Source organism: Niallia circulans (assembly GCF_007273535.1).
GTDB lineage: Bacteria > Bacillota > Bacilli > Bacillales > Cytobacillaceae > Niallia > Niallia circulans_B.
In genome coordinates, this window is the sequence record NZ_RIBP01000004.1 from 1,962,742 (window position 1) to 1,977,312 (window position 14,571).

Annotated in this window: 12 protein-coding genes and 1 other annotated feature; of the genes, 8 read left to right on the plus strand and 4 right to left on the minus strand. The window is 37.5% G+C overall.

Annotated features, from left to right (window positions below; translation table 11 throughout):
* Nucleotides 1-6: 6 nt before the first annotated feature.
* Nucleotides 7-2,907 (minus strand): transglycosylase domain-containing protein, encoded by a 2,901-nt coding sequence (locus CEQ21_RS17605; RefSeq protein WP_185765638.1) that lies wholly within the window; start codon nt 2,905-2,907, stop codon nt 7-9.
* Nucleotides 2,908-3,056: 149 nt separating this feature from the next.
* Nucleotides 3,057-3,283 (plus strand) — a binding site (T-box leader).
* 91 nt (nt 3,284-3,374) lie between these two features.
* Here CEQ21_RS17605 and tyrS point away from each other — a divergent pair.
* The 5 genes from tyrS (at nt 3,375) to CEQ21_RS17630 (ending at nt 6,457) form a co-directional block, all read left to right on the plus strand.
* The gene (gene tyrS, locus CEQ21_RS17610; protein WP_185765639.1) at nt 3,375-4,631 is read left to right on the plus strand and encodes a tyrosine--tRNA ligase; all 1,257 of its coding nucleotides are present in this window, start codon (nt 3,375-3,377) and stop codon (nt 4,629-4,631) included.
* A 141-nt stretch (nt 4,632-4,772) separates the two neighbouring features.
* Nucleotides 4,773-5,402 (plus strand): LysE family transporter, encoded by a 630-nt coding sequence (locus tag CEQ21_RS17615; protein ID WP_185765640.1) that lies wholly within the window; start codon nt 4,773-4,775, stop codon nt 5,400-5,402.
* Nucleotides 5,403-5,517: 115 nt separating this feature from the next.
* Entirely contained in the window at nt 5,518-5,700 is a 183-nt protein-coding gene (locus CEQ21_RS17620; RefSeq protein ID WP_185765641.1) for a YozQ family protein, read from the plus strand.
* A 272-nt stretch (nt 5,701-5,972) separates the two neighbouring features.
* On the plus strand, nt 5,973-6,158 hold the full coding sequence (locus CEQ21_RS17625) for an aspartyl-phosphate phosphatase Spo0E family protein (protein ID WP_185765642.1): 186 nt from the start codon (nt 5,973-5,975) through the stop codon (nt 6,156-6,158).
* Nucleotides 6,159-6,178: 20 nt separating this feature from the next.
* Nucleotides 6,179-6,457, plus strand: coding sequence for a hypothetical protein (locus CEQ21_RS17630; protein ID WP_185765643.1), 279 nt, complete (start codon nt 6,179-6,181; stop codon nt 6,455-6,457).
* A 778-nt stretch (nt 6,458-7,235) separates the two neighbouring features.
* Here CEQ21_RS17630 and rpsD read toward each other — a convergent pair.
* Complete coding sequence (rpsD, locus tag CEQ21_RS17635) at nt 7,236-7,838, minus strand: 30S ribosomal protein S4 (RefSeq protein ID WP_185765644.1); 603 nt, start codon at nt 7,836-7,838, stop codon at nt 7,236-7,238.
* Between the two features lie 540 nt (nt 7,839-8,378).
* Between rpsD and CEQ21_RS17640 the strand changes: the two genes are divergently transcribed.
* Nucleotides 8,379-10,259, plus strand: coding sequence for a sensor domain-containing diguanylate cyclase (locus CEQ21_RS17640; protein WP_185765645.1), 1,881 nt, complete (start codon nt 8,379-8,381; stop codon nt 10,257-10,259).
* Between the two features lie 63 nt (nt 10,260-10,322).
* On the opposite strand, the gene CEQ21_RS17645 is transcribed toward CEQ21_RS17640, so the two are convergent.
* Nucleotides 10,323-10,808, minus strand: coding sequence for a GAF domain-containing protein (locus CEQ21_RS17645; protein ID WP_185765646.1), 486 nt, complete (start codon nt 10,806-10,808; stop codon nt 10,323-10,325).
* Between the two features lie 218 nt (nt 10,809-11,026).
* On the opposite strand from CEQ21_RS17645, the gene refZ reads away from it, so the two are divergent.
* Nucleotides 11,027-11,650 carry a forespore capture DNA-binding protein RefZ gene (gene refZ / locus CEQ21_RS17650; RefSeq protein WP_185765647.1) on the plus strand — a complete coding sequence of 208 codons (624 nt, stop codon included), beginning with the start codon at nt 11,027-11,029 and terminating at the stop codon, nt 11,648-11,650.
* Here refZ and hisJ read toward each other — a convergent pair.
* The gene (hisJ, locus tag CEQ21_RS17655; RefSeq protein ID WP_185765648.1) at nt 11,633-12,436 is read right to left on the minus strand and encodes a histidinol-phosphatase HisJ; all 804 of its coding nucleotides are present in this window, start codon (nt 12,434-12,436) and stop codon (nt 11,633-11,635) included. The genes refZ and hisJ overlap by 18 nt on opposite strands.
* Before the next feature lie 334 nt (nt 12,437-12,770).
* Here hisJ and ezrA point away from each other — a divergent pair, with 334 nt between their 5' ends.
* The gene (gene ezrA / locus CEQ21_RS17660; RefSeq protein WP_185765649.1) at nt 12,771-14,477 is read left to right on the plus strand and encodes a septation ring formation regulator EzrA; all 1,707 of its coding nucleotides are present in this window, start codon (nt 12,771-12,773) and stop codon (nt 14,475-14,477) included.
* The last annotated feature ends 94 nt before the right edge of the window (nt 14,478-14,571 follow it).

Here is a 14,571-nt window from a genome sequence, read left to right on the forward strand (position 1 = left end):
GCTATATCAAGTATTATCGGTTTTTTCTTCTTTGTTTTCTGCACTAGAGTCTTCTTTTTTATTATCTGAATCATTGTTTTCTTGCTTTTTTTTCTCTGATGCTTCCACTTTATTTTCTTCTGTTTTTTTAGCAGTTGTTTTATTCGCTTTTTTGTCGTCCTCTTTTGCCTTGCTGCTCTGTTTGCTAGCTACTTCAATCTTATTGGAGCTAGAGGATTCTTTTCCGGCGATATCTACTGCTTTGACAACATAAGATCCGCTGCCTGCTTTATAGAGAAGAGTGTCACTCGCCTTAATGCTCGCAACCTTTTTACCGTTTTGATATACACGGTAGCCGATAACATCTTTTTCACCTGATTTAGACCAAGCGATGTTGCTTCCGCTATTGCTGATCTTAGGTGCAGCTGGTGCCTTGCCGTTGTCACTTATTTTATTGGACGGGACAATGACATTTTTTAGTGCTGTATTATTACGGATTAAGTCACTTGGATCAGATACTTTAATACCAAACAGCTTTTCAATATAATCAGGATTTAATATGACTCCTGTTTCAGCGAATTCGCTTGGAGTGGAGTCTAATGCCATGTATTTTGTATTGCCAATCTGCACATATTTTCCAGTGACGATGCTGTCATCTGTCTTATTAGGCACAGCACTTGATTTGAATAAATCTGTTGTGACAAGTCCTGCTTTTGAACAGCCTTCTGAGGCAAGCAAGCCAGAAAGTGAGCAAACAGACCTTCTGACAATGCCACCTGGCATCGAGAAGCTTTCAGACGGGTCAACAAGCTTCGAATCTACATCGTAAGCAGCATTCATTAAATCTGCCCATAAATAGTTGTTACGCATGCTGTAGCTCATCGTGCCGGAGCTTACGAGTGATTTAGGTGTATCATACCCTGTCCAAACACCAAAGGAGACATTCGGGTTTGTTGCAACAAACCAGGAGTCTTTAAAGTCCTGTGTCGTACCTGTTTTTCCAGCCCAGTCTGAGCTGAACTTCAAGCGGCCTTTAACAGCTTGTGCTGTTCCTTGATTAATAACATCCCGCATCATATCAATAGTCAAATAAGATGTTTGCGGGCTGAACACCTTCACTTTTTCTGTTTTATGCTTGTAGATGACTTTGCCGTCTTTATCGACAATTTTGTCAATCATATAGGCATCAACAAAGTTTCCGCCATTTGCAAATGTAGCAAAAGCATTCGTATTTTCCTCAACAGAGACTCCGTTTGTCAGGCCACCGATAGATGTTGATCTGTGCGTATAATCACCATCCGTCAATGTGGTGAAGCCCATTTTTTCGAGATAATTAGCTGGCTTTTGCGGCAGAATCTGCGCATAAGCTTTAACCGCAGGAACGTTATATGATTTAGCCATAGCAACCCTGGCTGTTACAAGACCGTGAAATTGGAAGTCATAGTTATTCGGCCAGATGGTACCAGGTCTTGCTGGGTCAAGTGCAAGCGGAACATCCGGCAGGACTGTTCCAGGTGATAGTGTTCCCAGTTCAATGGCAGGCCCATAAACTAGCAGCGGCTTCATGGTTGAGCCGTTCGGTCTTGGGCTTGTACTATGATTTGTTGCTTCTCGTCCATAGTCTCTTCCGCCGACAAAGCTGATAATAGCACCTGATTTATTGTCAATCAGGATTGCACCTGTTTCTACAGGCTCCATAATGGTTTTCTTTTCACCAGTTTCACTGTCTGTGACAGTTTGCGGTTTATCAGGTCCAAAATACGGGTATTTAGCTACTACTTCTGTGAATTTATCATACATCTTTTTATTAATGGTGCTGTGAATTTGATAGCCGTTTTGATGGATTTGGCGATCGGCAAGTTCTGAGTACTGATCTTCAAGAACCTCATCCTCTTCTAAATCCTTCGCAGAATAGCCATCTTCTTTTGCAAGCATTTCAGCAATAATTTGTGTCGCTCTATTTTCGATTTCATAGGTAACCCAAGGGTATTTTTCAATTGGGCTTGCAACAGGACTCGCAAAATCCTTTGTTATGTCATATGCTGCTGCTTTGTCATAATCTTCTTTTGAGATTTTGTGTTGATTGTACATTCTAGCAAGAACTGTTTTCATTCGTTCTAAGCCAGGCTCGAGATTTTCTTTGACCGTGCCATCCTGTGTGAATGGAGTGTAGCCAAATGGACTTTGCGGCAGGCCAGCAATAAAGGCTGATTGCGGCAATGTAAGATGCTTCGCCTCCACACCAAAAATACCCTGTGCAGCTGCTTGAACACCGGCAATATTTCTCCCAGATGAGTTTCTGCCAAATGTCGATACATTTAAATATGCTTCGAGAATCTCTTCTTTTGAGAAGAATTTTTCAAGCCTTAAAGCTAGGAGAATTTCCTTTGCTTTTCTTTCAAAGGATACTTCATTCGTCAAAATCTGGTTTTTGATTAACTGCTGTGTTAAAGTGCTTCCCCCAGACTGTGTGGAGCTGTTGGAAACCTCCTGGAATAATGCCCTCATAATCGCTTTAGGAACTACACCATCATGTTTGTAGAAGTTCTCATCCTCTGTCGAAACGATCGCATCTACTAAATATGGCGAGACATCCTTAATTTTTACTTCTTCTCTTTCTAAATCTGTCGGCAGTTTTCCTAAATACACATTATCGGCAAAATACAGCTCGGACGTTTCTTCATAATTGTAGATGTCCTTTTGCATTGTCTTGTATGATCTTATTGGTTCTTCCTTTACAAGGGATGCAAAATAGCCTGCGCCGATTCCTCCAGCAAAAGCACCGCCGACAATTAACAAGATAATGAATATCAGAATAATATTCCAAGAGACTTCGTAAGTGATTCGAGCCCTTTTGACGGTTTTTTTATTGGTGAAGAAGCTTAGGAAACCATGGAGATAGTTTTTCCACTTCGGCCTTTCATTCATATGGTATCATTCCCCCTAAAATCACATACATTATAGCATAAAGCTATGGGCTATATGAGCAATGTTCGATAATTTCCAACCTTTTTCGCAAAAGCATTTGACATGCTAAGCTCTTTTATGGTAAAAATAACTCAAACTAATATTGATTCGTTATTGCGTTGAAGGGAATAAGTAGTTCTTTTATCACTATATTAAGAGAGCCATTGGTTGGTGTGAAATGGCATAAATAAAAGGATGAATTACCTCCCGAAGCTTCTGTTGGGAAAGCCGTAAATAAAAAGGCAAGTAGCAGCAGACGGTTATAAACCGTTATCTTTTTTAAGTGGAGAGACTTGTCTCTCAATTAGGGTGGTACCGCGCTTTTTGCGTCCCTGCATGTATATGCAGGGGCTTTTTTATGCTTAAAAGGATATAAGCTAGCAAGAATGAAGAATCAGTTGCAAAGGAATACGAATGGAGGAATTATCGTGAATTTATTAGAGGATTTACAATGGAGAGGTATTGTTTACCAGCAGACAGATGAAGCAGGCTTGAAGGACGTATTAGCTAATACAAAAATCAGCTTATACTGTGGCGTAGACCCGACTGCAGACAGCATGCATATTGGTCATTTACTGCCATTTTTAACATTGAGACGTTTTCAAAATGCAGGACATACACCAATCGTGCTTGTCGGCGGAGCAACAGGTTTGATTGGAGATCCAAGTGGAAAAAGCGAAGAAAGAAATCTGCAAACATTAGATGCAATCGGACATAATGTTAGATGCTTGCAAAAACAACTAGAGAAAATTTTTGATTTCGACGGTGAAAATGGTGCAGAAATGGTTAACAACTATGACTGGGCTGGAAAGATGGATATCGTTACATTTTTAAGAGATTACGGCAAGCATATCGGCATTAATTATATGCTGGCTAAAGACACCATTTCTTCCCGATTAGAAACAGGCATTTCTTTCACAGAATTTACGTATACAATTCTACAGGCACTGGACTTCTTACATCTATACGATAACCATAACTGTAAGCTGCAAATTGGCGGAAGTGATCAATGGGGAAATATTACGACAGGCCTTGAGCTTATCCGTAAAAACAATACAGAAGGCGCAAAGGCATATGGACTGACAATTCCGCTTGTTACAAAAGCAGATGGAACAAAGTTCGGTAAAACTGAAAGCGGCGCTATATGGCTTGACCCAGAAAAAACAACACCATATGAATTCTACCAGTTCTGGATTAACACAGCAGATGCTGATGTTATCAAATACTTAAAATTCTTTACGTTCTTGTCAAAAGAAGCAATTGAAGCATTAGAAACATCTCTCAAAGAAGAGGCACATTTACGTAAAGCACAAAAGGCCCTTGGTGAAGAAATGACAAAAATGATTCACGGGGAAGCAGCATTAGAACAGGCTTTGAAAATAACAGAAGCACTATTCAGCGGAGAAATTAAAAATCTGACTGCGTCTGAGATTAAGCAAGGCTTCAAGGATGTACCGACATACAAGCATGAAGAGGGTGATGCTGTCCTAGTTGATCTATTAGTAGCAGCAGGGATTGTCTCATCTAAAAGGCAGGCTCGCGAGGACATCACTAATGGTGCTGTGTACATTAATGGTGAACGTAAACAAGAGCTGGACTATGTTCTTGGAACAGAGGACCGCATTGAAGACCAGTATACTGTTATAAGAAGAGGAAAGAAAAAATATTTCTTAATTCAATACTAATTGACACAAAACTCCTTGGACATTTTGTCCAAGGAGTTTTTTATGGGGATAGCTGGATTCTCTTTAGGGAAATAAATTTTTGTCGTACAAGTCCCCTCCGCTGAATAGACTAGAAACAAACATACATATGCGGAGGGATTTATGGTTACTTTTATTCCATATATATTATTAGGTGTATCTTTGGCTGCACCTGTTGGTCCTGTTAATGCAGCGCAATTGGACAAGGGGATACGGAATGGCTTCTTTCATGCGTGGATTTTTGGTATTGGAGCATTGATCGCAGATGTTATCTATATGTTGATGGTGTACTTGGGGATCAGCCATTTCATTAACACACCATTTATGAAAACCTTTTTGTATTTGTTCGGTTTTTTCGTTCTAACCTATACGGGGATTGAAAGCTTAATTACTTCAGCAAAAATTAATATTTTAGAACGGAAAAAACAGGACAATTCGCTGTTTAAGTCCTTTTTTTCTGGCTTTTTGATGTCAATTTCTAATCCATTAACGATTTTGTTCTGGCTTGGTATTTATGGCTCTGTTATGGCAAAATCAGCTGACAGCTTTTCTAATAAAGCCTTCATTTTAAGCAGCTTAGCGATTATCTCAGGAATATTATTATGGGATTTAACAATGGCGCTTATCTCTGGAGTTGCGAGAAGACTGCTTCATTCTAATATGCTTTATATTATTTCCGTGGTATCTTCCATCTCTATGATTGGCTTTGGACTCTATTTTGCCTTCCAGGCATATAAAGCGTTATTTCTGTAATCGATGGTAATTACTTGTAACACGTTAATTTCCTGCATGTATTTGTTAAATCCATGCAAAATATGATTTGTATGATAGAATACATGCCGAAAGCGGCTTTAGGAGGAAAAAAGAAATGGCAAAAACAAATGGTACTCCAATCGCAGGAAAAATCTATAATTCAGATGATTATAAAAGTACAGAGAGTGTCTCAAAAGGACTTGCTGAGACACACGAACAAACTTCTGATACTTATATGGAAGGCACGGTTGATGGTTTAACCGAAAATGCTGCAGATAAAGAAAAAACTGACAAGTAGAATTATTCAGACAAAAAAGAAGGCTGAGGAGTATAAATCCATGCCTTCTTTTTGTATATTAAAATAAACAGGATATAGTAGTAAAGAACTAAAAATGAATATTTTTATGGTTCTTTACTACTAATTGTACAGAATTAACTAAACTTAAGTAAAATAATTTGGTAAAATTTGTTGTATATTGTCGATAAAAGAAGAAATATAAATCTTCTTTGTATCCGTTTCCCCTTGGTAATATATATATCTGTGAAAATTACTAAAGGGGCAAACTACATATGACCATTCATTTGAATGAGCAAATCGAAAAGCTGAGGGAAAATATGATTTCAACGGGAATGACAAAAGGCTTTACTTCTGAAGAAACCATTTTACTTAGTAAAAGATTGGATAATTTAATGAATATACAGATGTTGTTTCGACATGGAACAATGCTTCATAGAAATCGGCAATATCGAAAATAAAGATAGAAGGAAGATGGAAATTGCAAGCACTTATTAGAAATAACAGCGATAAATTGATGACATTATATGATTTAGACAAAGCTTATGTTATAAATACTTTAAGGTGGGAAAGTGATTTTAGAGTGCCTGCTAAAGGTGGAGCTAGGAGAATAAAAAGTACAGAGCTCATTGAGCGACTTATAGAAGATCAGTCGAAGGATGAGATAAGGAAGCTTGTAACAATGATGAAAGCCATCAAAAAAAGAGATGCTTCTGTAAGGACATTAATAGAGACTATTGCGATAGGCTTGATAAAATAATAGAAATACAGAAGACCTGAGGGGGGTCTTTTTTTTATGGAAGCGGAGCAAAGGAAAACGGTGAGAAGTCGGGGATCGCTAAAACACCTTTGCTCCATATAAGACTTATAGCCGGATTCACAAGGAATAAACGTGTATTTTTGTAAACGAACTTTGAAGGTTTAAATTATCACTGTCATGACGCTGTTTTGCTCAGCTTTTATTTTTAAAGGTAGAGGGATATGTTTATGAAACTGATAAAAGGACCGATACAAGTGAAAAATGCAAAGAAAGACCTTCACAAAAGTTGTGAAGGTTCAATCTCGATTCTTTGATAGAATTTATTGTGTATTTATTAAAGTACACATTATTGCATAAACCGAGTCATGTAATCAGTTTCCGCTGACTACATGTAAATTGTATCATGATTACTTTTATATAATAAAGTTAACACCAATATCAGTTCCACTTAACACAGCTATACCAAAAATTTAGTTTTCGTGTTTTCAATATAATTAATAATCTTAGTGAATTGGAGCTAAGAAAAATTGTTTAAAATAATTAGTTTACATGGATTGTTTAGGTGGAAAAGGATTTTTTTTGAAGGTTCTTTGTGTCAAGCACTGAAGGAGAGTAAGCAAGGGAAGAAATTTCATCAAAGTGATTCTTATAAGTATGGCAGAATAAATACTGGATAATAAGTTGATTTACAAAGCAAACTAAATAAAAAAACCCCAGAAAGCGTTGGTATAACGCGGTTTCTAGGGTTTGGTAATGCTTTATTAACAAAGCAAATCTATTAACGAGAGTAGAACTCAACGATAAGAGCTTCGTTAATTTCAGCTGGCAATTCAGAACGTTCTGGTAAACGAGTGAATGTACCTTCTAATTTATCAGCATCGAAAGTCAAGAAATCAGGTACGAAGTTGTTCACTTCAACTGCTTCTTTAACAATATCAAGATTACGTGATTTATCACGCAATGTGATTGTTTGACCTGCTTTTAGACGGTATGATGGGATATCTACGCGTCCACCATCAACGATAACGTGACCGTGGTTAACAAGCTGACGTGCTTGACGACGTGTGCGAGCAAGACCTAAACGATAAACAACGTTATCAAGGCGAGATTCTAGAAGCGCCATGAAGTTTTCACCGTGTTTACCTTTCATTTTGCCAGCAATATCGAATAAATTACGGAATTGACGCTCATTTACACCATACATATGACGTAATTTTTGCTTTTCCTGTAATTGTAAACCGTATTCTGATAATTTTTTGCGTTGGTTTGGACCATGTTGTCCTGGAGCGTAAGGGCGTTTATCTAACTCTTTGCCAGTACCGCTTAAAGAAATCCCAAGACGACGAGAAAGTTTCCAACTTGGACCTGTATAACGAGCCATTGATGACTCCTCCTTCATGTTTTTATTTTGGTAAAATAAAAACAGATGCAACTAGCCTTTATGTTTATTTTGTCTTCATGTACCTTCGCCCTAGCAGCTAAGGGTTACACAATACACCATCAAAACGTGTTTTGAGGAACAAACTAAAACAAGAAAGTGATTTGCATATGCTGCAATATTTTACACAAAGAGTATTATATGATTTTACCAATGAAAAAGCAAGTATAGATTGCAAAATTCTATCCTAGTAGAAATTTACCTATTCATAATAAGGAAAATTTTTAACTGCTGTATTCTTATTCCAGCGCCATGTGATATAATTGTTTTAATTTACTATGAGAATTGTCCGATAATTTAAATGTGAAAAATCCTACTTTCGACTTAGACGAAAGTGTCCGTTTTTTTTGTTGTATGTTATAAAAGCCATGAGTCTTTTCTCCTTATCACGTTTGTAAGATGGCTTTAGAAGGTATATAAGCAATATCTTAATGGTAACATGGGGAAAATAGAATGAATAGTTAGATGAATAGGTGATAATAGATGGATAAGCTCGACCACCAATCAATAGTAAATCTAAAAAGTCGGTTCTTCGATCTCTTTGATATAGATAGTAAAACTTTTAATTATGAGTTAATTTTGCGAGAAATGCTGTATATTATTAAAAACTTCTTGCATGCCTCTGAAGTTACCTATTACAGTGCGAATGAGTGGAACGATGAATGGGCTGCAGAAGCATCAACAAACCCTTATTCGACAGCAGCCATTCTTCCGTATACAACGGAAATGAAAAATAAGCTGTTAAGTAAGGAAGTTTCTAGAAAGCCAATTGGCATTAACACATTAGAACATTATGATTTGCTGATCCCGTTGAAAAACAAAGATGGTTTTTATAATTTTTTTGTTGTCCAATTAGATGAATCTGCGCAAGTGAGTAATCAAATTGGTACCGATTGTCTTTATAAGCTTATTAGTGAGGAATTTAGTTTCTATATAATTAAGGTTCAGGACTTGCTTGAAATTGTTGCGGAAGAAAAAAGATATAAAAAGCTCTTTAAAGTTACTGAAACATTCCACTCTTCCATGGATACAGAAGGAGTATTGCGGGCAATTATCAATACATTGAAGGATATTTATCCATCTCTTGGCTATTATCTTTTGTTGTCCCATGATAATAACACGCATGGCGATTTGCCGATCAAGGATTTAGAATACGACAGTGAAAACCTTGCTGCAATGGAAGCCTATGTAACTGGAGAGATTCAGTTCGAGTATGTGAAAGAAAGCAGAAATTCCATCTTGTATGCTCCTTTAAAAGGAAAGCAAGGTGTATATGGGGTTTTGCAAGTTATCGCTAAGAATTCGGTTAAATTTCCAAAAAAAGAAGTCGAATTCATTACCCTGCTGGCCAATACAGCTGGTGGTGCTTTGGAAAACGCCCAGCTTTATCAGCAATCAAAAAAGCTAGTGTCTGATTTACAGCTCATTAATGAGGCTTCCCATCGATTAAACTCGAATTTAAGGCTTACGGAAATGATGACATATATGTCAAACCGCATTTCAATGAGCTTTGGGGCCGAGGAGGTTGGTTTCATCCTGTTTTCCTCTGAGACGAACTCATTGACTGTATTAAACGGCAGCACTGATTTTTTCTGCACAAAGGCTGCTGAGACGTATATCCATTATTTTAAAGAGAAGATCAAACAAGAAAAGGATTCGTTGTTTTTAGGCGATTTCAGTATGCCTTCTGAAGAGGATGCTGCTTACAAATCAATCATGGCTGTGCCGATGATGCAAACGGGTGTTTTGAAGGGGTTTGCGATTGTAATGCATCAATTGCCGTATCATTTTTCTTTTGATACCTTTAAATTGCTGCAATCTCTTATTCATCACTCTACGTTGGCCCTGACAAATTCCATGCTAAGAGAGGAATTAGAGAAGATGGTGGTTACAGACCATCTGACAAAACTCTATTCGAGGAGCTTCCTAGATGAAAAGCTGGAAAGATCGCTTGTTGAGGATGCAGAGGGCACCTTTATTTTAATTGATATTGATAATTTCAAGGCAGTGAATGATACGTATGGACATCAAGTTGGTGACGAGATTATCATTCAGGTTGCCAATATTATTATGGAAAACATAAGAGCAACAGATATAGGAGCACGATGGGGTGGTGAGGAGCTTGCAATCTATTTGCCAAGAGTTCCTCTCCAAGTCGGTGTTTTCATTGCTGAAAGGCTTGTTGAAAAAGTTCGGGAAAGCTCGGTACCTCCTGTAACCATTTCCTGTGGTGTGTCTTATTGGATGAGAAATAATAAAGAAAATTATCACTCCATCTTTAAGCGGGCAGACAAAGCATTGTATATTGCGAAAGAGACTGGAAAGGATCGGGTTGTTGTCCAAGATGCCTTTCGTACTAGTTGAAAGCTTTATATTTGAATAAAACAAAAACACCTCGAAAAGTTTCGAGGTGTTTTTGTTTAAGCATTATTTTACATATTCCATCAATGTGGAGACGAAAATTTCTAAGTATTTCCTATCTGTTTCATCAAAGCGGGCCTTTTCAGGTGAATCAATATCAAGAACACCAAGTAATGTGCCGTCTTCCTTCACTAATGGCACAACTATTTCTGATTGTGAGGCTGCATCACATGCGATATGTCCTGGGAATTGATGAACATCCTCGACTAATACTGTTTCTAAGTTTTTGGCAGATGTACCGCAAACGCCTCTTCCGAAAGGAATGCGTACACATGCTGGCAAACCTTGGAACGGCCCAAGAACTAGCTCAGTTCCTTCTGTCAAATAAAAACCTACCCAATTCACGCGGTCCAAAAATTGATTTAAAAGAGCCGCTGCATTTGATAAGTTAGCTATTGTATTTGATTCGCCTTCAAGAAGAGCCTTAAGTTGTTTTACCACTAATTCATATTGCTTTTCCCGATTGCCGTTGTAAGTTTCGACGTTAAACAAGCAAATCACCTAACTTCCTTCAATTATTGTCATTATTTTAGCAGTTTAAGAGCGAACCTATGAAAGTTTTGTCGACTTTCTTTTAAAGGATTAGCCAGTATTATCAAGAAAAGTATATAGAGTCTTTTCTTTCCTTCATTGTTTTATGCTGCACGAAAATAATTATTATTCAAACATATTTTATCATGAATAGCAAGAGAAACGAGGCGATTCTTAAGATGAAAAAAAATTCAAAGGAAGCAATTGTCGAATCTGCAATTACGTTATTTAACAGGAATGGTTATTATGGGACCTCCATAAGGGATATTGCCGGACATGCGAAAGTTAATATAGCGAATATCTCTTATTATTTTAATGGCAAGCATGGTTTGCTGGAGCATTGCTTTACTACTTATTTCGAGAATTACATGGAGGTATTAGAGGCAGCTAGCCGCCGTGATTTTAAAAGCATAACTGATAAACTGAAGCATGTTGTTCGAGAAATTATTGAATTTCAATGGCAAAACCTACAACTGACAAGATTTGTGCTTCGAGAAGTTTCCATTGATTCCCAAGTCGTCAGAGAAATTATGTCTACTTACTATGTAAAGGAGCGATATTATCTTATAAGCATATTGGAAGAAGGCATAGAAAAGAAGGAATTTGCCAAACAATCTGTCCAGTACAGCATGATTCAATTAAAAAGTTTTCTTACTATGCCTTTTCTTAATGCTTCTTATATCCAAGAAGTGCTCCATATATATTTAAATGAAGCATACTTTATTAAAAAATATTTAATGGAAATAAATAGATGGATTGATGAAGTGCTTTGCCGTTCATACAGCTTAACGGTTTCCAGCTAGTAGATGCAGCCCTTGCCCCATATCCTTCGCTTGATGGGCATCTGAACCATATACAAGTGGAATTTGCAAGCTCAATGCTTTTTTCACAGCCCACTGGGGTGGATATGTCTCCTCGCATAAAGGTTTATATAACCCAGCTGCATTATAATCCAACTCATACCCAGCACTTTTGACTTGGTGAAGTAACTCTAGGATTTTATTAGAAAAATCCTGAATGGGCGGGTATTGTTTTTGAAACTTATGAACAAGTGTCATATGGCCAATTCTTGTCGGTTTGTATGGTCCTAAATCGGCAGAAATTGATTTTGAAACTGTTTGAAAATAGCATTCATAAATGCGGTCAACATTGCCATAGAGACTGATCATTTCGCCGAATAAATCGGAGCTATAGTCAAGACAATCATACTTTTCTAAAGGGTTTTTTAAAAAATGCACACTTAAAACACTATCATTCAAGAGATGTCCCCACTTTTGTAAAAACTCTTTAGTTCCATCCTCATAACCCTCAATATAATCGATCTCAAGGCCGAGATTGATTTTCAGTTCGCGTTGAAAAAGATCCTTTACAGTTTGGACTTCATCAAAATAGGTTAGCAGCTGCTCTGTAGTCATACTGCTGTCCTTTGTAGGAGCAGTATCTTCAAATCCAAGTGGTAATGGTGCATGCTCTGTGAAGGTTATTTCCTCAAATCCTAAGTCTATTGCCCTTTTTATATACTCCTTTAATCCATCATTTGTCCCATGCGGACAAAATGGAGTATGTATATGACCATCTCTTTTATACATGAGTATCCTCCTATACAATATGCTATAACTCATTATACATTTTCTCGTTTGAAATACGGGCATCCTTTTGTATGTAAAGGTAAAATTACCGTATTAAATAGCTTTAAAAGAGGGGGATATTGTCCAAATTGGTTCGCTACAAGCAATAATGTTTGTCTTACGTACATTCACGTAAGAAATCAGTGGATAGGATAATAACAATTTTTCTTAAAAAAAAATAAAATATTAGTCAAAAATTGTCGTTTACATGGTATCATAAATACAAATATATAACCTTTACATATTGTATGTATGTTGAAATAAATTTGGTCGGTGTAGGAACAGGGGGCTTCAAATGAATTACATAATCGGAGTAGTAGGTATTTTGATCTGCCTATTTGCAGCAGGATATTTTATTAGAAGAAAATATTACGGGATTGTAGATGAGCTTGAAAGCTGGAAAATCGATATTATGAATCGGCCGGTCTTGTCTGAGCTTTCTAAGGTAAAAAAGCTTAATATGATAGGGCAAACGGAAGAGCTTTTTGAAAAATGGCGCGCTGATTGGGATGGAATTGTCGCAGACCAGCTGCCTGAACTAGAAGAGCTTTTGTTTGATACGGAAGAATCTATAGATAAATATAAGTTTAGAAAAGCAAAGGAACTGCAAAAAGGCATTCGTATTAAATTGGAATCAATGGAACGCAGCATTGAGACAATGCTTGAGGAGCTTAATAATTTAATCGGCAGTGAGGAAAAAAACAGAACTGAAATTGATGCTTTGAAAGAATCTTACCGGGAGAGCAAAAAAACATTGCTCGCACACAGACACACATTTGGAGATACAGAAAGCAAAATTGAAGAGATGCTGCAGGAAACTGCTGTTAAGTTAAAAGAATACGAGGAAAAAACAGATAATGGTGATTATTTGGAAGCTCGCGAGATTATTCATGCGATTGAAAAGCTTACAGAAGATATTCGCTACTTAATTGAAAATATTCCTCCATTATTGATTGAGTGTCAAGCAAAGCTTCCAGAACAGCTTAACAATTTGAAGGAAGGCTATGCAGATATGCTCGAACAAGGCTTTATTCTCGAACATATTCAGCTTGAAGCAGAAGTGGCGGAAATTGAAGAAGAGTTAGAACAAAGCAAGGAGTTGCTTAATGATGGCAAGCTAGAGCAGGTTCAGGCTGTCATAGCAGAAATACAGGAGAAATTAGATCTTTTATATGACTTGCTTGAAAAAGAAGTGATGGCAAGGAACTACTGGAATAAGAATTTAGATCCAGCAAAAGCAATTCTGGATGACATTAAGGCTGGCAATGCTCGTCTTCAAGAGGAGGTTTCTTTGCTGCAACGAAGCTATAATTTGAATGATGAGGATCTTGAGCTGCAATTTAAGCTCGATAAACGTTTGAAGCTGTTATATAAACAATATGAAGTGCTTGAGCATAAGCTTTTAACAGAGTCTGCTGCACATACTATTTTGAGTGAAGAACTAAAAAGTCTCAAACAACAGCTGGAGAGTGCATCAAAGGAACAGGAAGAGCTGTTTGATAAGCTCCATGCTTTACGAAAAGATGAAGTTATTGCACAAGAAAAAATGACTGAGCTCTCCAAACAAATGGCCAATGCGATGAGGATGGTGGCTAACAGTAACTTGCCAGGTGTTACATCTGAATATAACGAACTGGCACAAGAGACACAGGAAGCAATCGCCAAGTTAAAAGACGTGCTGCAGGAAGCACCGCTAGACATGCCGACAGTTCAGCATTTGGCTGATCATGCAGAGCAAGTAACAATAGCGCTGGTGAATGGCACAGAGGAACTGGTTGAAACAGTGCTACTGGCAGAGAAGGTTATTCAATACGGAAACAGATACCGTCGTAAATACCCACAGGTGGAAAATTCACTTGGAGAAGCAGAAATGCTATTCCGTAAGTACAGATATAAAGAAGCATTAGAGCATGCGGCAGCAGCTGTTGAAGAAATCGAACCTGGCAGCATCCAAAGGATGGAAGCATGGGTTACTGATTTGCGAGAAAAGGAATTGAAGTGATAAAAAGATAGCCTTGCAAGGCTATCTTTTTTTTGCAGGCAGATTGCGCCACCAATTTTAAGTAGGGGCATAGCTCTACTATATTTTCAAATAA